21 protein-coding genes are annotated in these 18,569 nt (G+C 45.6%); 6 read left to right on the plus strand and 15 right to left on the minus strand.

What is annotated here, in order from left to right:
- Positions 1 to 56 precede the first annotated feature (56 nt).
- From pdaA to V6B33_RS17505, 5 genes are all read right to left on the minus strand, one after another.
- The gene (pdaA, locus tag V6B33_RS17485) at positions 57 to 830 is read right to left on the minus strand and encodes a delta-lactam-biosynthetic de-N-acetylase (RefSeq protein WP_334218972.1); all 774 of its coding nucleotides are present in this window, start codon (positions 828 to 830) and stop codon (positions 57 to 59) included.
- A gap of 85 nt (positions 831 to 915) precedes the next feature.
- The gene (locus tag V6B33_RS17490; RefSeq protein WP_334218973.1) at positions 916 to 1,476 is read right to left on the minus strand and encodes a DUF4825 domain-containing protein; all 561 of its coding nucleotides are present in this window, start codon (positions 1,474 to 1,476) and stop codon (positions 916 to 918) included.
- A 90-nt stretch (positions 1,477 to 1,566) separates the two neighbouring features.
- Positions 1,567 to 1,947 carry a DUF4181 domain-containing protein gene (locus tag V6B33_RS17495; RefSeq protein WP_334218974.1) on the minus strand — a complete coding sequence of 127 codons (381 nt, stop codon included), beginning with the start codon at positions 1,945 to 1,947 and terminating at the stop codon, positions 1,567 to 1,569.
- Positions 1,944 to 2,129: a hypothetical protein gene (locus V6B33_RS17500; protein WP_334218975.1), complete on the minus strand. Its 186-nt coding sequence runs from the start codon at positions 2,127 to 2,129 to the stop codon at positions 1,944 to 1,946. The genes V6B33_RS17495 and V6B33_RS17500 overlap by 4 nt, the downstream gene beginning before the upstream one ends.
- 42 nt (positions 2,130 to 2,171) lie before the next feature.
- Positions 2,172 to 2,609, minus strand: coding sequence for an NUDIX hydrolase (locus tag V6B33_RS17505; RefSeq protein ID WP_334218976.1), 438 nt, complete (start codon positions 2,607 to 2,609; stop codon positions 2,172 to 2,174).
- 245 nt (positions 2,610 to 2,854) lie between these two features.
- On the opposite strand from V6B33_RS17505, the gene V6B33_RS17510 reads away from it, so the two are divergent.
- Complete coding sequence (locus tag V6B33_RS17510) at positions 2,855 to 3,232, plus strand: GntR family transcriptional regulator (protein ID WP_334219058.1); 378 nt, start codon at positions 2,855 to 2,857, stop codon at positions 3,230 to 3,232.
- Between the two features lie 13 nt (positions 3,233 to 3,245).
- Complete coding sequence (locus tag V6B33_RS17515; protein ID WP_334218977.1) at positions 3,246 to 4,355, plus strand: DUF1648 domain-containing protein; 1,110 nt, start codon at positions 3,246 to 3,248, stop codon at positions 4,353 to 4,355.
- A gap of 210 nt (positions 4,356 to 4,565) precedes the next feature.
- On the opposite strand, the gene V6B33_RS17520 is transcribed toward V6B33_RS17515, so the two are convergent.
- From V6B33_RS17520 to V6B33_RS17530, 3 genes are all read right to left on the minus strand, one after another.
- Positions 4,566 to 6,119 carry a fumarate hydratase gene (locus tag V6B33_RS17520; protein ID WP_334219059.1) on the minus strand — a complete coding sequence of 518 codons (1,554 nt, stop codon included), beginning with the start codon at positions 6,117 to 6,119 and terminating at the stop codon, positions 4,566 to 4,568.
- A gap of 97 nt (positions 6,120 to 6,216) precedes the next feature.
- The gene (locus tag V6B33_RS17525; RefSeq protein ID WP_334218978.1) at positions 6,217 to 6,918 is read right to left on the minus strand and encodes a GNAT family N-acetyltransferase; all 702 of its coding nucleotides are present in this window, start codon (positions 6,916 to 6,918) and stop codon (positions 6,217 to 6,219) included.
- A gap of 10 nt (positions 6,919 to 6,928) precedes the next feature.
- Positions 6,929 to 7,114 (minus strand): SE1561 family protein, encoded by a 186-nt coding sequence (locus tag V6B33_RS17530; RefSeq protein WP_334218979.1) that lies wholly within the window; start codon positions 7,112 to 7,114, stop codon positions 6,929 to 6,931.
- A 113-nt stretch (positions 7,115 to 7,227) separates the two neighbouring features.
- On the opposite strand from V6B33_RS17530, the gene yfkAB reads away from it, so the two are divergent.
- Complete coding sequence (yfkAB, locus tag V6B33_RS17535; protein ID WP_334218980.1) at positions 7,228 to 8,355, plus strand: radical SAM/CxCxxxxC motif protein YfkAB; 1,128 nt, start codon at positions 7,228 to 7,230, stop codon at positions 8,353 to 8,355.
- Between the two features lie 469 nt (positions 8,356 to 8,824).
- On the opposite strand, the gene V6B33_RS17540 is transcribed toward yfkAB, so the two are convergent.
- The 4 genes from V6B33_RS17540 to cax form a co-directional block, all read right to left on the minus strand.
- Entirely contained in the window at positions 8,825 to 9,001 is a 177-nt protein-coding gene (locus tag V6B33_RS17540) for a hypothetical protein (RefSeq protein ID WP_334218981.1), read from the minus strand.
- Positions 9,002 to 9,165: 164 nt separating this feature from the next.
- Positions 9,166 to 9,981: a YfkD famly protein gene (locus V6B33_RS17545; RefSeq protein WP_334218982.1), complete on the minus strand. Its 816-nt coding sequence runs from the start codon at positions 9,979 to 9,981 to the stop codon at positions 9,166 to 9,168.
- Between the two features lie 255 nt (positions 9,982 to 10,236).
- A complete protein-coding gene (locus V6B33_RS17550; protein WP_334218983.1) occupies positions 10,237 to 11,556 on the minus strand; it encodes a hypothetical protein in 1,320 nt (439 codons plus the stop codon).
- A gap of 203 nt (positions 11,557 to 11,759) precedes the next feature.
- Positions 11,760 to 12,818: a calcium/proton exchanger gene (gene cax / locus V6B33_RS17555; protein WP_334218984.1), complete on the minus strand. Its 1,059-nt coding sequence runs from the start codon at positions 12,816 to 12,818 to the stop codon at positions 11,760 to 11,762.
- 139 nt (positions 12,819 to 12,957) lie between these two features.
- On the opposite strand from cax, the gene V6B33_RS17560 reads away from it, so the two are divergent.
- Positions 12,958 to 13,377 (plus strand): pyridoxamine 5'-phosphate oxidase family protein, encoded by a 420-nt coding sequence (locus V6B33_RS17560; protein WP_334218985.1) that lies wholly within the window; start codon positions 12,958 to 12,960, stop codon positions 13,375 to 13,377.
- 141 nt (positions 13,378 to 13,518) lie between these two features.
- Here the strand turns inward: V6B33_RS17560 and V6B33_RS17565 are convergent, their stop codons facing one another.
- Positions 13,519 to 13,905 (minus strand): OsmC family protein, encoded by a 387-nt coding sequence (locus tag V6B33_RS17565; RefSeq protein WP_334218986.1) that lies wholly within the window; start codon positions 13,903 to 13,905, stop codon positions 13,519 to 13,521.
- A gap of 128 nt (positions 13,906 to 14,033) precedes the next feature.
- On the opposite strand from V6B33_RS17565, the gene V6B33_RS17570 reads away from it, so the two are divergent.
- Positions 14,034 to 15,215, plus strand: coding sequence for an MFS transporter (locus V6B33_RS17570; RefSeq protein WP_334218987.1), 1,182 nt, complete (start codon positions 14,034 to 14,036; stop codon positions 15,213 to 15,215).
- 217 nt (positions 15,216 to 15,432) lie between these two features.
- Complete coding sequence (locus V6B33_RS17575; protein WP_334218988.1) at positions 15,433 to 17,355, plus strand: heavy metal translocating P-type ATPase; 1,923 nt, start codon at positions 15,433 to 15,435, stop codon at positions 17,353 to 17,355.
- A gap of 83 nt (positions 17,356 to 17,438) precedes the next feature.
- Here V6B33_RS17575 and V6B33_RS17580 read toward each other — a convergent pair whose 3' ends face one another.
- Positions 17,439 to 17,978, minus strand: a complete 540-nt coding sequence (locus tag V6B33_RS17580; protein WP_334218989.1) for a DUF1572 family protein — start codon at positions 17,976 to 17,978, stop codon at positions 17,439 to 17,441.
- On the minus strand, positions 17,975 to 18,550 hold the full coding sequence (locus V6B33_RS17585; protein WP_334218990.1) for an ATP-binding protein: 576 nt from the start codon (positions 18,548 to 18,550) through the stop codon (positions 17,975 to 17,977). Before V6B33_RS17585 ends, V6B33_RS17580 begins: the two co-directional genes overlap by 4 nt.
- Positions 18,551 to 18,569: the final 19 nt, after the last annotated feature.

Genomic DNA, 18,569 nt, shown 5'->3' on the forward strand with positions numbered 1-18,569 from the left:
TTTACCAAGTTGACGCACCGAGGGACGGGCCTTTAGCAGCTAATGGCCCGTCCCTCCTATTTCATTGCCGGATGTTCATCCAGGCTTTTGAATGTGTAACCGCGTTTTTTCAAATCCTGTATTGCTTTTTCCAATGCATCTGCGTTGTCTTTTGATACAGAATGCAGCAGGATAATGGCTCCGGGATGGATCTGCGCCATGATGTTATCGTAGGAGTATTGCCAGCCGCGCTGTTCGTTTGTTTTCCAGTCGACGAATGCGAGCGACCAGAATACGTGCCGGTAGCCTTCCTGCTGAGCGATCTGCAGGGTGCGTTCACTGAATACACCACGCGGCGGACGAAGGTACTTCATTTCTTTCTGTCCGGTGAGCTCGGCTGTTTTGACTTTGACTTTCTCGAGCTCTTCCTTTACCCGCTGATCGGTGGTCGCGGTAAAATCAGGATGGTGCCAGGAATGGTTCCCGATGATATGTCCTTCTTTGACCATGCGTTTCACGAGGTCTTCCGCACTTAACAGATAATGTCCTGTCACGAAGAAAGTCGCAGGGACTTTTTCTTTTTTCAGCACATCAAGCACTTTTTCGGTGAAGCCATTTTCATAGCCGTTATCAAATGTGAGGTAGACTTCTTTCTTTTCAGGTGAACCCTTGTAGAAAGCACCGTATTTTTCAAGCATTTTGTCATAAGCCGTTCCCGCTTCAGCCGGTACTTCATCACGGCTCTTCTTGAATCCCCAGCCGATCGGATTATTGGAAACCGCCTTCGCATTGGCCGGCATGACCAGTACGAACAGGGATGCAATCAATAGGATTTTCAGTAATTTAGTCATAATAACCTTCCTTCTCAATCGTTTTCTTTAGTTTTTGAGAAGTTGACAGTTTCATGCTTACTAAAAGTATCCAAATTGTCTCTTTTTATTGAAAAGCCTGATACTCCTCACTGGCGAGTTCTTTCAATTTAGACTTGTTTTTCTCAATGAACTTCCTGACGGCTTCTTCGTCATTAATGTCGGGAAAATCCTTGAATTCCTCCTTCAATTCCTTTTCCACCTGTTGTCTCGTGACATCCAGGGTCGAACCGTCAATTACGAAAGAGAAGCCTTTTGCATTGGGCACTAAAAGCGCAAGATAAATGGCATTGTAATAGAAATTCTGCTTATCGACATTTTTTCCGTTGAACCAGTACTTGTTGAATTGTTCTTCTGAGACACCTGATCCTTCTTCAAGACCGTATGTAACCTTGATTCTTTCACCGGACAAATCGATGCCCTTCACGGTTTCACCGCCGGGCAGATTTTGCACGATGCTGTATACTTTACTGTTATCCCCCACATAGGTTCGGGTCATTTCCTTTAGTTTCTCCATATTTACACTTTCAATTTTTGTAATTTCAACTTTATCCGCCGACTCGCTGCAGGCTGCAAGCACTACTGCCGCTGCAAGCATCATGATGAAGAATACTGTAATCCGTATCATAAGATCCCTCCATTTCCCCGTAGTATACTAAAGATGGCGATTGTTGGAAAGTTTACATATGTGATTATTGATGGATGAGCTGACAGCATCCTACATAAAATAATCCAGAGCCATCACAAACGGCAAAAGTAAAACAAGTAAGACAACAGAGGATGCAGTAATGATATACTCTCTTCTCTCCCGTTCAAATTTCCATTCCATAACCGCCCTAAAGCTGAACTGCAGGGTAAAAACAAGGGGTACCATCACCCCGGCCCCCACTTTTTCAAATTCTACATTAAAAATCAAAAGAATGGACCCGATTACGATTATAGCTTCCATCCATCCCTGCACAGGATGCACCGGCTTATACAAAACTCCCGGTTTTCTCGAGATGTTCAGCTTTTTTCGCAGCCAGTAATCGAGAAAAAATCCCACTCCCAATACCATGACCAAAACAGCGAACAATATAATTAAAAAAAAATAATTCACTGACCTCCCGAACTCCCGCCTGAATCCCGATGAGTCCCCATCGTGTAATTCTGATCCTCCCCAGGTTTCGCGCCAGGATTGATTCCAGGTACATGGGTATCGTTATTCCTTTTCTTTCTCCGGACACCGATCAGGAACGCAAACAGCAGAATTCCTCCAATCATGATCCAGAACCACCACATGTCATCTCCTCCTTTTAATAGCCTATGAAATTCCGGCATCACTTAAAACTCCACATAAAACGGATGGGCCTCTTCATCAAGACAGCATCTGATCCTTTCCCTGAAATTTGGAAAAGTCACCATTTCAAGCGCTTCTTCAATCGGAAAGAAGCCGACCTCCAGGCTTTCATCAGAGGTGGTCATTGTCCCTCCTACCGGTTTCGCTAAAAATAACGTGTTGCAGATTGACTCATTCACATTTTGAAAAATGCCGCAGAACTTAGTGATCTCAACCTCGATCCCCGATTCCTCCCTGGTCTCTCTGATAGCCGCTTCCTTCAGTGACTCTCCTTCCTCCACCTGTCCGCCGGGCATTTCCCATCCTCTTCTCGGCCCCTTGATCAAAAGCAGTTCGCCATGTTCATTCAGGACAATCGTTGCAGCAGATACGATATGTTTTGGCGGTGTATAGGTTTGTCGCATGTTTTGATTTGCACTCATGATTTGTCTCCCCGTTTCCTATGACTTCAATATCCTAATTTTACCACAACCAAACGAGCACTTGTCCGAAAATTCCGATCATAAATAGATATAAAATCCCGCCGTTCCAAACTCTGGCCCGTAAAAAAACAACAAAGTTTATGAAGACATTCTTTAAAAAAATTTGAAAACATTATTGACCAGATGAATTATCTGTTATATTATATGTATAACAGATAGCACAAAAGAAATGAGTGTGATTGACATTGCTAATAAACCTTGATTTAGAGTCAGATGAACCAATTTACACACAACTAAAGCATCAGATTATTGCAGGTATTGCGAAGGGGTTGCTTAAGCCAGGTGATGGGTTGCCTTCCGTAAGATCGATGGCAGCAGATATTGGAATCAATCTTCATACCGTGAACAAAGCCTATCAACAGCTAAAGCAGGAAGGCTTCATATTAATCCACCGCCAGAAAGGGGTTGTTGTGAATCCTGACGGTGTTCAGCAAGCAGATGAGGAGTATCGGAGCAAATTAATTAAAACATTGCATCCACTAATTGCAGAATCGCTGTGTCGTGGAATGAATGAAGATGAGTTTTTACAATTGTGCAGCAGATTATTTAAAGAGTTCTCATAAAGGGGAGAGGTAAATGAATACGTTTTATATTTTGTTGTTAGTGATTATGGTGCCGGTGTATCTTTCGATGATGTTCATCCCATATTGGACGAGGAGAACAGAAAGCTTCGGTGTTTCCATTCCTGAAGGTGTATATAAAACCGAAGAATTAAGGGGAATGCGTAAGAAATATGTCCTGTTAACAGCAATGCTGAGTATTGCCGTAACCATCATTTTTCTAGTATCAGGATCATCATTTGCTGCTGATGAACAAAAGGCCAGTATTTTATTTAGCGGGGTTGTTCTAGGGTATGTTATTCTTAGCTTTCTCATTTATCTAGTGTTCCATCGTAAAATGAAACTGCTCAAACAGAATAATAAATGGTCAGCAGCTAAATCACAGCTTGTGGTCATTGATACAGCTTTTCGTGAAAAAAAACTCACCTACTCCAATCTATGGTTTGTCCTGTCGTTTTTGATTGTGCTGGTTACGGTGTTCATTACGTTCCAGAACTATCAATCAATGCCTGATCAGATTCCGACAAAGTATAACTTTGATGGGGAGGTTACGAACTGGGTAGATAAATCCTATCGTTCTGTATTAGTTATGCCTATTATGCAAGTATATTTAACATTACTTTTCATTTTCATTAATACAATGATTGCCAAGGCGAAGCAACAAGTGAGTGCTGAAAATCCTGAAGAATCAATGTATAAAAATGTTGTTTTCAGAAGAAGATGGTCGGCATATATCATTATTACCGGGACCGCAGTCGTTTTATTATTCGCATTTATTCAGCTTTCAACTATTTATCCAATAGACACTCAGCTGATGGCGATTATCCCACTTATACTAACGATTGGGCTAGTGTCAGGATCTATCATACTTTCGATTACAACCGGTCAAGGCGGCAGCCGGGTAAAAACAACCACCACAGGAGTAAATGGTGCTGTCCTTGATCGTGATGATGACCGTTATTGGAAACTGGGTATGTTCTATTTCAATCCAAATGATCCTTCTTTATTCCTGGAAAAACGATTTGGAGTAGGCTGGACCATAAACTTAGCGCAACCAATCGGGTGGGTTATTTTCATAGTGATTATCGGGTTAGCAGCTGGAATTCCATTCTTGCTGGGGATGTAAGGAATAAAAGGAATTCGAGAGCTCAAAATTCGTATTTAGAAGCTTTTTTCCCCTAGTATTAGAAACTCCCCTTTTGTCGATTTATTTTATAAAAGGAAAATGGCATACGTTAATTCGTATGCCATTCCTTTATGCCTATTTAATTTTTTGAACCTCTACGTCCGTCTAGTATTTCACACCTGACGTTCCAAATATCCTGGAACGGCTTGTTTATTTAAATACCGGTTCCTTAAACTGCGCCAATTTTTCCAAAGAAGACTTGTCCACTTCGTCATGAAGCGAGTTTCCGTGAGAATCCATTGTCACTACCGCCGTGAAGCCTTCGACATTCAAGTGCCACATTGCTTCCGGGATACCGAACTGCATCAGGTCCACTCCGTCTACGCCTTTGATACAGTCAGCATAATATTGGGCAGCTCCTCCGATTGCGTTCAAGTATACGCCGCCATGCTCCTTCAAGGCAGCAAGCGTCTTCGGACCCATTCCGCCCTTACCGATAACAGCACGTATACCAAAGCGTTTCATGATATCGCCTTGATAAGGCTCTTCGCGAATCGATGTTGTCGGACCTGCTGCTTTCACATGCCAGTTGCCTTCGTCATCCTTCAGCATGACCGGACCGCAGTGGTAGATCACTTGACCGTCCAAATCTACCGGTGCATCGTTTTCGCTCAAGTGCTTGTGGATCGCGTCACGGCCGGTGTACATGCGGCCGTTGATTTGTACGACATCTCCCACTTTCAGTTCCCGGATCTTCTCTTCCGTGATCGGAGCTTCCAATACAACGACGTTCGGCTTTTCACCAGAATCAGCAGCGGCTGTTTCAAGTTCTGACTGTGACCCAACTGTCAGGTCAATCTTATCGCCTTCCTGATAGAACCACTCATCGATCCCGCCATCATCGCTCAGCTTCACACCAAGGCGTCTGAATGCCCAGCAGTTATACGCTACTGAGACGAAGAAGCTGGCAGGGATGCGGTTCATCACGCCGACCTTGCAGCCAAGAAGCGTCGTTTCCCCGCCAAAGCCCATCGTACCGATGCCAAGCTCGTTGGCATTGTCCATCACATATTCTTCTAATTTACGAAGATCCTCTGTCGGATTCACATCATCCACGGAACGGAAAAGCTGTTCCTTCGCCAGGTCGTACCCTGAAGAACGGTCTCCCCCGATTCCGACGCCGATGAACCCGGCACTGCAGCCCTGGCCCTGAGCCTGGTACACAGAATGCATCACGCACTTGCGGATCCCGTCAAGGTCTCGTCCTGCGCGGCCAAGACCATCAAGCTCGCATGGCAGACTGTACTGAATATTTTTATTTTCACAGCCGCCGCCCTTCAGAATCAGGCGGGCATCGACATAATCTTTTTCCCATTGCTCAAATTTAATTACTGGCGTCCCAAGACCCAGGTTATCACCGGAGTTTGCGCCAGTCAGCGAATCAACCGAATTCGGGCGAAGCTTTCCATCCTTCGTTGCCTGCACCATCGCGGCATAAATCGCTTCTTTGATTTGGAGCTGATTCACGCCGACCGGAGTTTTTATTTTAAATGTAGGAAGTCCTGTATCCTGACAAATCGGAGATACATTGTCATCCGCCATCTTCACGTTATTCGAAATCGTATCAAGGCTCATCGCCGCCCGTGTTCCTGCATTCTCGCGTTCTTTCGCAGAACGGATCGCCCGGCGCACATCCTTCGGCAGGTTCGTGGATGTTTCCACGATCAAGTCGTACATACTTTGCTGCAATGTCTCTTTATTCATCATTCTTCCCCTTTCCCCTCTACCTATCAAATTGTTCAAACGATTCTTATTTTTCACCAATCATTATACTCCTATAAGAATTGGATTGAAAGGGATTTCACATAGGAAATTCCTTCTCGAAATAACAAGAGACCTCATCCTCATGAGTCACCGAATACCCATCCTTCCGATAAAAATGAATCGCATCCTCCCAGTGCTTATTTGTCTCAAGAATGAGCATTCTTGCACCGAGGGACTGTGCTTTATCCTCCAAATGAACAAGCATCCGCCGGCCGAGACCGTGCTTCCGATAAGGTTTCAGAACCGACATCCTCACCACCTGAAACGTATCTTTGCATTCTCTTCTGATTGCCCCCGTACAGATCATCCTGCCATCCATCATTCCCACATAAAATAATTCATCACCCTGCATATATTCCGTCCAAATATCCTGAATATCGGGATTCAGGGTGTGGTCGATAAAACCGAACCGCTCAAGGAAGCCAGACAGGATGACTTCTTTAGCTTCGGGACACTGCTCTTTTTTGATTGCCTGTATTTGCATATGACTCTCTCCTTTTATTGAACCATTGTTAAGTATTTGACTAAAAATGACAGATTCCTTCAAAGGAGTTGAATGAATTGCGACATGGTTCATCATTTTCCGGGAAATATCGATGATTGGGGTTGAAGTACTTTTTCTTCTTTTAATGGTGCCTGGCACAGCCCGCGCTTTTGAACCAGGCCCGAACCATCCGATCCACAATCCTGCTCCATCCACATCCTCCGCCCAACCCGGCCAAACAAAAAAGAGCCCCATTCCAGGACTCTTATTCTTCAGTCTTCTTAAACTGTTCGCATTTCGTCTCTATATCATCGATCATTGAAATCAAACGATCGATATCATCCACATCGGCCTGTTCAGGGTCGATGGAATCTAACACATCAACAAACAGGTTCAAACGCTGTTTCAGGTAATCCACCTGAGAGTTTTTATCGTTCACGGCTTTGCCCAAGTAAATCTCTCCTTTCATACCTTTATTATGGTAACCAATAACTTTCGGATTGACAAGGGGTGTCCAGTTTTCAATAATGGGTTAGTGACTTATTTTAAAGGAGTTTTTTATTTATGAAACAAACCACTCTCTCCAAGAAAATGTCCATTGACCATGATCCTTGGGAGGCTTACCTGGATGTGGAAGAACATGGCGGCATCACACTTTCCAACATCGAATTCACGACGACGACTTTGTGCAATATGCGTTGCGAACATTGTGCTGTCGGCTATACACTGACGCCGAAGGATCCGGATACACTGCCGATGGATACCGTCTTTCGGCGCCTCGATGAAATCACAACTCTCCGTTCCCTTAGTATTACCGGAGGAGAGCCGATGCTTTCAAAGAAATCAGTGGAACATGTTGTGCTTCCGCTGCTGAAATATGCACATGCCAGGGGTGTACATACACAGATCAACTCGAACCTGACGCTTGATCTGGACCGTTACTTATTGATTGCCCCTTATTTGGATGTTCTGCACATTTCTCATAACTGGGGAACGACGGATGAATTCATCGATGTCGGATTTGCGAATATGGAACTGAAGCCGACACGCGAGCAGCGCCAGAAGCTGTTTGACCGCATGATCGAAAACAGCCGCGCATTGTCTGAAGCAGGCGTACTCGTATCAGCCGAAACGATGCTCAACAAGAACACGCTGCCTTATCTTGAAAAGATCCACCGCCAGGTCGTCGATGAAATGAAGTGCGGACGACATGAAATTCACCCGATGTACCCATCAGATTTCGCTTCGAGCCTGGAGACTTTATCATTGGATGAAACGCGTCAAGCCATTAAAAACATATTGGAATTCAGAGATGAAGATGTATGGATGCTATTCGGTACGCTCCCGTTCTATGCGTGCAGTTCATCCGAAGAAGACCGCGAAATGTTGAAACGGCTGTATGCAGCAAAAAACGTGAGTGTCCGCAATGATCCCGACGGCCGTTCCCGATTGAACGTCAATATCTTCACAGGTGACGTCATCGTGACCGACTTCGGTGACACGCCTCCGCTCGGGAACATCATGAGGGATTCCCTCCCAGGCATTTTTGATAAATGGCAGGAACAGGAGCTTGCGAAGGAATTGAATTGTCATTGTCCTGCAGCCCGCTGTTTAGGTCCGAATGTATTGGTGAAATCCATGTATTATCAGGATGTGGATTTTTCAAAAAGGAAAGCTCTGATTGAACGATGATTGGCGTCCCGGCTTCTGTTTGGAGCTGGGCTTTTTTCGTTAGATGACGATTCTGATTATTGATGTAGTAATGGTGGACAGAAATTATAATGAACAAAATGAGTCATTATTAGCTAAAACCAAAAATGTAATTGGCTAAAATATGACTGGATCCTAAAAATTAATGAGGTTCCACTCAGATTTTGTAGACATCTTCGCGACTCAAAGATGATCCTTTCTGAATAATTGCGCCGCATCTCAGATAATTGCGCTTCTTTTTCAATAATTGCGCTGTTTTCCGGATAATTGCGCCACTTCCAAAATTATTGCGCCTCTATTCGAATAATTGCGCTGGTTTTCCATTTATTGCGCTACTTAGAATCATTATTAATAACTTAAAAACTACTTGTAGAAACGGTCCGTATGGCAGCCTTCAACTAAATTTATACCCTAACAAAAAAACACCCCGGAACAGAGATCCGAAGTGTTTTTATTTTGTCTTGTCATTGACGGGTGAGGATTCACGTACCGTCTTTTCAAATGGCTGTTCGCCCAGCCCGTAGCGCTTAATTCGCTCGGCATAGTACTTTGCCCGCCGCGAACCGAACCAAAGTCTCATTGCTGTCGCTGCTACCAGGACGGCTCCAAACAGTAATAAATATTCCATTGCTGGCAAACCTCCTTTATTTAGAGTATTCTGAATATTATAACATATCCTTAATAAAACTTAAAGGAAATAGTGGAAGTTAATGTATTCCCTGTTTCGACAAATAGTAAACATTGTTTGAAGGCCCGTCCCAGTTGCTTTGGGGACGGGCCTTCAAGTTTATGTTATCTTGGTGTTTCACTCGCCATGAATCCAAAATGGACGTGATCCTGTATTGGGATCCAAGCACCCACACCTTGGGATGTTACGTTTTTAACGACAACGGAACGTTTGGTACCTTTCATTTGCAGGTAGACTTCACCGTAGGTCACTTTGCCTTTTTCATTAATGGCCGGTGCATAGGCGTACAGGTAACCCAGTCGTTTTGGGGAAATATTATAGACCTGGCTCTTTTTCGTGCCTGCCCCGACGATCGTCTGGAATGCAAGCGGCAGCTGTGAGTTATCCATCGCCTTGATCATCATCATCTTTTCAACATCATCCGCGTGCGGGACCTTTGCAGTCAGACCGCCTTTAACGACTTTTTGTGCTTCCTGGACGTAGTGGATCTGGTAGTTGCCCTTTCCACCCCGGTTATCATAGTAATTCGTGTTGATCTTCTGGTATTCCCAGTTTGGAGATGTCTCGGTAGAAGCGTAGTTCAGCGGCCACTCCCCTAAATAGATCGTAGCGCGCAATCCGATGGTCGGCGCTTTATTGATCGAAGACTCATTCAGAATCCGGATCAGGTTCGGATTTTCAATTTTGACTTTGGATGTATCGAGCAGTTCCTGTGTGAATTCACTTGGCTGCAGATACGGCTGGTCCTGTGTTGAATTCGGGTATGTGTTTTCTTTTGCAATGTTCAGGACCGAATTGGGAATCGATACTTTGGCAGAATCCGCTTCTTTCTTTGGTACTGGATTCTTTTCAGCATATGTGCCGGCAGCGGCAACAAAAAATGCGAGTAGGAACATAAGGACGGTACGCATACATTTCATGAGTTAGACTCCTTTCATCTTTAACTTAAAGGTTTGCCTTTAGTTTTTTCCCAGTTGAAGGAGCTTATCCACGAAAACAAAAAATCTTATAACTGAAAGAATATTTACAAAATTCGATAAATATTTTATAATAAAAAGAACCTGGAGGGTTGTCAGACATCATGGAATGCTGACAGTTTTTCATAAGTCATTTTCTACTTTCCCAAAGAGGCAGCGGTTCCCTAGTGGAAACCGCTGTTTTTTTTGTTTATTATTTTATGAGTCGACAACGACTTTCTCTTTAATAGAATGTTTCTTTTTGCCGATTGCCGCCACTGCCTTGATGGAAATGGTTTCTTTTATTCCCGGCTGTGGTTGAATGAATACTGTGAAACGTCCATCTTCCCCGGTGACTACACTTTTCTCATTAACCAGAACTTGACCATGTGACAGTTTCAGTTTTACCGGAATACCTGCAAGCGGAAAACCGTTCGAAGTCAAATGGCCGGCAATTTCCTCACCATCTGCCGTAACAGCATTTTCCGGTATTTCAAGGGTCATAACAGGCTTGGCAGGCTTGCAGCCGGCTGTCACATCGACCGTTACAGAATCGAAATTCCCGTCGACCATCGCACTTGCCGTGATTGATGCCGGTTGAAAAGGCGTCCCGGGACTCACGATGACAACGGATGTAAAGATGCCGTCTTCATCTGTTACTGGATTCGACGGCAGAAACTGCAGAATCGGGGACCCTGTCAGGGAAACCGTCCGATTCGAAAGCGGGATTCCGTCGCACGATAATGTTCCTGAAATGACGGCACGGCAGCTGATCTTGTTTCTTTTCAGCCTGCTTAATGTAATGGATAATTCCCGGCATTTCACACAACGGACAGTGACCTGCCGCGTTTCTGAAGAGACTTGTTTCCCGCCGATCATGGTCCTGGCGGTGATGGTGATGATTTCATCCACATCCGAGAACAGGACAAGTGTCGCTTTATAGGTCCCGTCTGCGAGTGTAATGGCCGGATTCGGTGTAACGATGACCTTGTTTGAAGCAGATTGAATCGTAAATGTGACCGCTGCGCCGCCAATCGGCACGCCCTCGCAGGTAAGCCTCCCTGTCAGCTTCGTCCCTTTGCAACCAACAAAATCAGGAATCGGATTTAAGGTCAGCACAGGGTTGATGCACACAATACAATCCACCCGTACGACGATATGATCACTAATCGTCACGGTCCCGACCTGCGCAGTGGCCGTTATGATGACACCTGGTGTAATCGGTGTCCCCGGTACAATCGTCACCCTTGTCGAAAAGCGGCCTGTACTGTCCGTCACGGGATTCGGGTTCTCGAATATCAATCCTGCAAACGATGAAGTCAAATTTACGGTTACTCCTTGAAGCGGTCTGAAGTCACACAGGATCCTCCCGCTGACGACTCCTTCGCAGCTGATTGTTCCAACTTCATCCAGTTGAATCATCGGTTTCTCACACAGATTGGAAGGAAAAAATCCGCATCCTTTTGGAGGCAGCTTGATTTTACAATGACTATCTTTTTTAGGTACCACTTTCATATTCCTCAGTTTAATTTTCCTCACATACGATCATTCCTTTTCACAAACTCTTGTCTTATTTTATTCAGAGTGAGGAGGACGGTTCGTACAAACCTTTATTTGGTTGAAAAATGGATTGTCCGCCTAATGAAGGGCACAGTGTGAAAGGAGAGGACCTCTTTTTCTCCATTAAAAAAGATCAGGGAATGAGCTCCCTGATCTTTCGCCTGGTCCTACCTGTCTATTCCTTACAGCAAATAAAACCCAATCCCCATTATAAAGTAGGCAGCAAGAAGGGTAAGTCCTTCAAACCAGTTTGTTTCTCCATCATTGGAAATGATGATTGTGACGAGAACGGCCGACACCATCGCGACCAGTTCAGGCAAGGTGAAGACGAGCGGCATGCTCGTTTCGAAGAACAATGAAATGAATACGAGCACAGGTGCGACGAACATGGCAATCTGCAGGGTGGAACCGACCGCAATTTCGACGGCAATATCCATCTTGTTCTTATAGGCCATGATGATGGCGGAAGCGTGCTCAGCGGCATTCCCGACGATCGCGACGATGATGACCCCAATGAACAGTTCACTCCAGCCGAATGCATGACCGACTTCTTCAAATGTGTGTACAAGACTTTCAGATACGTATGCAACGGCTGCCGTTGAAGCAGCCAGAATCAGGAGTGCTTTTCCTTTACTCCATTCCGGTTCCTCTTCATGAACATGCTCCCCTTCCCCTTCTCCATGCTGATACACACCGCGGTGCGTGACGAGCTTGAAGAAAAGCGCAAATAGGTAAAGCGCAATCAGGATGCCTGCGACTCCGATACTCATCGCCATCGTCGCTGTTTCATCCATTTCCTGAGCGAATACTTCCGGAATGACAAACGCGACGATGACGGCGAACATCAGCAGCCCGGAGTTATGCCGGGCATCAAACACATTGAATGTCTGGCGTTTGAACTTGATTCCACCGATGAAGAAGGAGAGTCCCGCTACCAGGAGAAGATTTCCTAGCACTGATCCTGTCAGGGATGCCAATACAACACCGATGAGCCCTGCTTTTAATGCAAAAATAGAGATGATGAGTTCTACTGCATTTCCGAATGTGGCATTCAACAGTCCGCCGATCCGGGGACCGGAAATGACAGCAAGGCTTTCCGTCGCCCTCCCCATGAAACCAGCGAGCGCAATGATCGTCACGCAGTAAACGCCGAACATCATCACGGTCGGCCAATGGAGCAGACTTCCGATCATGGATAACGGAACCCCTGCCAGCACAAGTATCAAAAAGATTTTATTCACTTCGCAGTCCTCTTTTCCTAAATGTATTTGTTAAGTCCTTTTCTAGTGTATGGAGTGATCCATTTTTTTTGCAAAGAAACTCATGAATCGATGAAGAAAAGACACATTAATAGATAGATCTTTAATAGGAGGTACGTTCATGACAATCACATTAAAAGATAAAGTGGCAGACCTGTTCTCCCACCATAAAGTCGGAACACTCGCGACCATCCGCGACAACAAACCGTATTCACGCTTTATGATGTTCAATTCGGAAGATCTTACTCTATATACTGCTACGAATGAGTATGCGCACAAAGCCGATGATATCGCACAGAATCCGAATGTCCATGTTTTACTCGGGTACGGCCGCGATTCAGGACATGAACATTATGTAGAAATAGAAGCGAAGGCCTCTGTCGAAGAGTCCGCCGAACGCAAGGAAAGATTCTGGTCGGAACAACTCAAGCACTGGATTGCAAGCCCGGAAGACCCTGAATATCTTCTGTTGAAACTCACACCCGTCACCATCCTGTACTACGAAAAACCAGGCAAAGAGCCTCAGGAACTGACGTTTTAGTAAAGTGAGGGCACATACCTTTGACTAGGCAGCCCTCAGCTAATATCACCTTTTCCCTCATCTCATAAAAGTTGAAACCTAAAAAAAAACGGGCCTTCAAAGGGTTCATTCCCTGAAGGCCCGTCCCTCGTCTTCAGTACACTACTGTGTGACGAGTTCAAAGGTTTCTTCGATATTGATGGAGTCCTGGACGGATTGGACCATGGAGCAGTTTTTTCGCGTAAGCTTCATGGCTTTTTCGATTTTCTTCTCGTCCAGGTTTACTCCTTTGATCGTGAAATGCAGCGAAATTTCTTCCACACGGTTCGCTTCGTCTTCATTTCGCACGACATCTGCTTTAATATGGATATCATCAAATTCGATACGCATCTTCTCAAGCACTTTGCGAAGGACACCGCCGCTGCAGACTGCCACCGACGAAACCAGCAGCTGAAACGGCCGGAATCCATACTCTTCATTTCCGGACACCTCAAGCTTTCCATACCCAAGATCAGAATAAAATCCACCCTCCTGCATCTTAAATTCCATCTAACACACAACCTTTCTCTACATAGTATAATTTTTCTAAATTTTACTCCATTTGATCCCCATTGCCAAACGATCGATTCCGGGGTACCATCTAATAAGGAAATTTACTAGTTTGGGAGTTTTTGCATATGAATCAATCATTATCATTCCGATTCTGGGTATTGGTCGCCATCGTTGCGATTTCAGGCTTCTCGCAGGGTATGCTCCTGCCGCTCATCGCCATCATCTTCGAGCAGGACGGGGTATCCTCCTCTTTGAACGGCCTGAACGCCACCGCCCTTTATATCGGAATCTTACTTGCTTCACCGCTTATGGAAAAGCCGCTTCAGAAAATCGGCTACAAACCAATGATCATCATCGGAGGCATCGTCGTCGCACTGTCCCTTTTCTTGTTCCCGTTGTGGAAATCGTTCTGGTTCTGGTTTGCGCTCCGTTTATTCATCGGTGTAGGCGATCACATGCTCCACTTCGCCACTCAGACATGGATCACCTCATTTTCACCGAAAGAGCACCGCGGCAGAAACATTTCGATCTACGGGGTATCATTCGGAATCGGATTTGCGGTCGGACCGCTGATGGCGCAGCTGATCGAAATCAGCCAGGCACTGCCGTTCATGATTTCTTCCTTATTGAGCCTGCTCGTCTGGAGCTTCGTCTTTAAACTGAAGAACGAATTCCCCGAACAGCAAAATTTAGGGAGCGCCACCTTCCTGGGATCATTCCAGCGTTTCGGAAAAGTCCTGAAATACGCCTGGGTCGCACTCCTTCCGCCACTTGGATATGGTTTTCTCGAAGCATCGCTGAATGGAAACTTCCCTGTATTCGCACTCCGGAACGGTTTATCCATAGAAGCCGTTTCGATCCTGCTGCCTGCTTTTGCCGTCGGAAGCATCATCTCACAAGTACCGCTCGGTGTGATGAGTGATAAATACGGCAGGCAGAATGTGCTGCTCACCGTCATGCTCATCGGATTCCTGTGTTTCACCGCAGCAGGCTTCGTTTCTGAATCGACGCTTGGGTTATTCATCTGTTTCACACTTGCCGGTATGGCGGTCGGGTCAACATTTTCACTCGGCATCAGTTATATGACCGATCTGCTGCCGAAAGAGTTGCTGCCTGCCGGGAATATCATGTGCGGAATCTTCTTCAGCTTCGGAAGCATGATGGGGCCGTTCATCGGAGGAGTCGTGATCGAATGGTTCAACGGACCAAGCTTCTTCTATATGATCAGCTTTATGATGCTTGTCATTTTTGTAAGTCTGCTCGTATTCTCCTTGCAAAATAGACGGCGGGAAATCACCCAAAATTAATCGGCACAAATTCCTTTTCTTTCTCATATAGATATGGTACTATCAGATTATAATAATTATAAATAATGATTCTCTTAAAAAACGTCCTTCCACACCCATATAGATTTGCTGTCATCCTTCATTGGTGGCAGCTTTCGTTGTTTTATAAGGATAATGACGTTGATTATTATTCTCAATTAGAAATCTTTATTTTCAGTTACAAAAGGAGGAGTACCATATGAGCTCTCAAACCAAAGCCCTGTCCCTCGGAAAACCAAATGAAGAAATCAAATTCCTTGAAAAAATACAACCGCACGCTGAATTAATCGCTGCGTTGATAAGCGGTGTGTTCATATTACTCGGATGGCTGTATTCTAAAGGCGATACCGGCACACTCAGCATCATTTTCTATTTACTTGCCTTCGTCATCGGCGGCTTCGCAAAAGCGAAGGAAGGAATCGGGGAAACGATCGAGAACAAGGAACTCAATGTTGAAATGCTGATGATCTTTGCCGCGGTCGGCTCAGCCATCATCGGCTACTGGACGGAAGGGGCCATTCTTATCTTCATTTTCGCTGTCAGCGGCGCCCTTGAAACCTATACAATGAACAAGAGTCAGAAAGAAATCTCCGCCCTTATGGAACTGCAGCCTGAGGAAGCCTGGCTCGTGACTTCCCTCGGTGAAAAGAAAGTCCATGTTTCAAGCCTTGAATTGGGGGACCATATCCTCATCAAGCCGGGAGAACGTGTCCCGACAGACGGAAAGGTTGTCAAAGGAACAACTTCCATTGACGAAGCAGCGATCTCCGGTGAAGCAGTTCCGGTCACCAAAGCGGCCAGTGATGAAGTATTCGCCGGGACAGTCAACATTAACGGTGCCGTCACTGTCGAAATGACCAAGCCAAGCAGTGAAACATTATTTCAAAAAATCATCGACCTCGTGCAATCCGCCCAAAGTGAGAAATCTCCTTCGCAGCTGTTCATCGAACGCTTTGAAGGCACGTATGTAAAAGTCGTCCTTGTTGTTGTCTTCCTGATGATGTTCCTACCTCACTTCCTGCTTGGATGGAGCTGGACGGAGACCTTCTACCGCGCGATGGTGCTGCTCGTTGTCGCATCCCCCTGCGCACTGGTCGCGTCGATCATGCCGGCAAGCTTGTCCGCCATCTCGAACGGAGCCCGGCACGGGATCCTTTTCAAAGGCGGCGCACACCTCGAGAACCTGAGCAACCTGAAAGCCATTGCCTTTGATAAAACAGGCACGCTTACGAAAGGGAAACCTGTCGTGACGGATACACTTATTGCAGAAGGATATGATGAGAAGGAAGTCATGACCGTCATCGCATCCATTGAAAATCAATCGAACCACCCTCTCGCGCAGGCAATTACCGGTTATGTCCGCAGAGAAACAGGGACTGACCTGATCCGCCCGGATTCGCTCGAGGACGTGTCCGGCTGGGGTGTGAAAGCCATGGTGGATGGTGCTGAGTGGAAGATCGGGAAAGCAGAATTCGTCGGAAAAGAACTGGCCGGAAAGTATTGGAACCGGGCCTCCAGCGACCTTGCATCTCAAGGTAAAACAACAGTTTTCGCCGCCAAAGATGGAGAGATCACTGCGTTGATCGCCCTTAAAGACGTTGTTCGCAAGGAAACGATCGAAGCCCTGGATTTATTGAAAAAAGAAGGCGTCGAAACGATCATGCTCACCGGTGATAACGATAAGACCGCCCGCGCAATCGCAAAGGAAGCCGGGGTCACATCTTTCATCGCCGAGTGCCTTCCTGAAACGAAAGTGGAAGAGCTGAAGAACCTCAAAAACCATTTCGGAACAGTCGCCATGGTCGGAGACGGTATCAACGACGCCCCTGCACTCGCAACCGCTAACGTCGGGATCGCGATGGGAGAAGGAACCGACGTCGCCCTCGAAACGGCGGACGTCGTCCTGATGAAAAACGACCTCACCCGTATTGCCGAAGCGATCAAACTATCGAAAAAAATGAAGCGTATCGTCCAGCAAAACGTCGTCTTCTCCATCGGCGTCATCATGGTTCTGATTGCTTCCAACTTCCTTCAGGTGCTCGACCTGCCATACGGAGTCATCGGACATGAAGGAAGTACGATACTGGTCATATTGAATGGATTACGATTGTTAAAATCGTAAATGAAATAAACTTGCCTGGATACCCGGGCGAGTTTTTCATTTCTTCGATATCACATCAGTGTTCAGCTGGATGAACAGCGTTTTTATTTCCCCTGATGTTTTTCCAGCATTTCACTTAAATAGTCTTCCGATTTCCCCTTTGGGATACTGAGACTTTCCCATTCTTCATGCTTCACTTGCTTACCGATATATACGAGCTGACCAACATGATAGGCATAATGGGCCAGCTGCCTCTCGATGGCCTCCATCACCAAATGGCGTTCACCTCGGATGGTGACTGATTTTACTAAATCCTGTTCATTCAAGTCAGTCAATGCATCCATCAGTGTTCTCCAGCCTTTTTTCCAATTCATCTTTACTTCTGATTTTGAAGATAGATCGTTCAAGAACTCCCCTTCCCGATTCCGAAAATCCTTCTCTCCATCCGAAGTCAAAAAGTCGGTCCATCTTGAAATCATATTGCCGCTCATATGCTTTACGATGATTGCCACACTATTCGATTCGCTGTTATACATCCAAAAGATGTCCTCTTCCGATAATTGGTCGATTGTTTTATCCCCAAGATTTTTTACGCTCTTAAATCGTTCAATGACAATGTTTAAATATTCTTGTCCAATGTTCATACGTCTCCCCCTTTTAAACTACGAGCTATCCCCACAATCTCCTGGATTACGCCTTCAACGTCCGCTTCATTCCTGATGATGAATAAATAATCCGCCTCCCCTTCCGCCGGTGCGATCACATCACCTTTATTTGACTCTGAATTTTGCCGCGCCAGTACTTCTTCAAAAGTAGCAGCACTCCTGAATATGATTTTGCTGCGCGAACTAGCTGCAACACGCTCTTCAAGAACATGGTCAGGCAATTCGAAAGTGACCATGATACTGCGGAACCCATTGCCGTGAAAATAGTCAAGCAGTTCCCCCCGCCCTCTCCTGCCTCGATTCGAATTACAGATGATGAGATGACAGTCGGTTTGCTCGACTGCGTGGTCCACGATCGTTTTCGTAACGGCATATTTAATTGTATTCGGCCCCTGTTCTGCCAATAACTTTCTATAATACGTATTGATGAATTCTGCCTGAAGATCCTGATCGACCACGACAGCATTCCTCAGCTTCTCTTCCAATTTATTTGCAAACGTCGTTTTTCCACTATGGGTCTTGCCGACTGTCATGATAACGAAACGGTTCATTTAGCCTCTCCTTTCAATA

Origin of the sequence: Mangrovibacillus sp. Mu-81 (assembly GCF_036867415.1) — a bacterium.
Lineage (GTDB): Bacteria > Bacillota > Bacilli > Bacillales > Bacillaceae_B > Rossellomorea.

Bases quoted from the DNA above. Each gene is read 5' to 3' on its own strand.
- pdaA (WP_334218972.1), bottom strand. From the start codon at position 830: ATGACTAAATTACTGAAAATCCTATTGATTGCATCCCTGTTCGTACTG.
- V6B33_RS17490 (WP_334218973.1), bottom strand. From the start codon at position 1,476: ATGATACGGATTACAGTATTCTTCATCATGATGCTTGCAGCGGCAGTA.
- V6B33_RS17500 (WP_334218975.1), bottom strand. From the start codon at position 2,129: ATGTGGTGGTTCTGGATCATGATTGGAGGAATTCTGCTGTTTGCGTTC.
- V6B33_RS17505 (WP_334218976.1), bottom strand. From the start codon at position 2,609: ATGAGTGCAAATCAAAACATGCGACAAACCTATACACCGCCAAAACAT.
- V6B33_RS17515 (WP_334218977.1), top strand. From the start codon at position 3,246: ATGAATACGTTTTATATTTTGTTGTTAGTGATTATGGTGCCGGTGTAT.
- V6B33_RS17520 (WP_334219059.1), bottom strand. From the start codon at position 6,119: ATGAATAAAGAGACATTGCAGCAAAGTATGTACGACTTGATCGTGGAA.
- V6B33_RS17525 (WP_334218978.1), bottom strand. From the start codon at position 6,918: ATGGGGCTCTTTTTTGTTTGGCCGGGTTGGGCGGAGGATGTGGATGGA.
- yfkAB (WP_334218980.1), top strand. From the start codon at position 7,228: ATGAAACAAACCACTCTCTCCAAGAAAATGTCCATTGACCATGATCCT.
- V6B33_RS17540 (WP_334218981.1), bottom strand. From the start codon at position 9,001: ATGGAATATTTATTACTGTTTGGAGCCGTCCTGGTAGCAGCGACAGCA.
- V6B33_RS17545 (WP_334218982.1), bottom strand. From the start codon at position 9,981: ATGAAATGTATGCGTACCGTCCTTATGTTCCTACTCGCATTTTTTGTT.
- V6B33_RS17560 (WP_334218985.1), top strand. From the start codon at position 12,958: ATGACAATCACATTAAAAGATAAAGTGGCAGACCTGTTCTCCCACCAT.
- V6B33_RS17565 (WP_334218986.1), bottom strand. From the start codon at position 13,905: ATGGAATTTAAGATGCAGGAGGGTGGATTTTATTCTGATCTTGGGTAT.
- V6B33_RS17570 (WP_334218987.1), top strand. From the start codon at position 14,034: ATGAATCAATCATTATCATTCCGATTCTGGGTATTGGTCGCCATCGTT.
- V6B33_RS17575 (WP_334218988.1), top strand. From the start codon at position 15,433: ATGAGCTCTCAAACCAAAGCCCTGTCCCTCGGAAAACCAAATGAAGAA.
- V6B33_RS17580 (WP_334218989.1), bottom strand. From the start codon at position 17,978: ATGAACATTGGACAAGAATATTTAAACATTGTCATTGAACGATTTAAG.
- V6B33_RS17585 (WP_334218990.1), bottom strand. From the start codon at position 18,550: ATGAACCGTTTCGTTATCATGACAGTCGGCAAGACCCATAGTGGAAAA.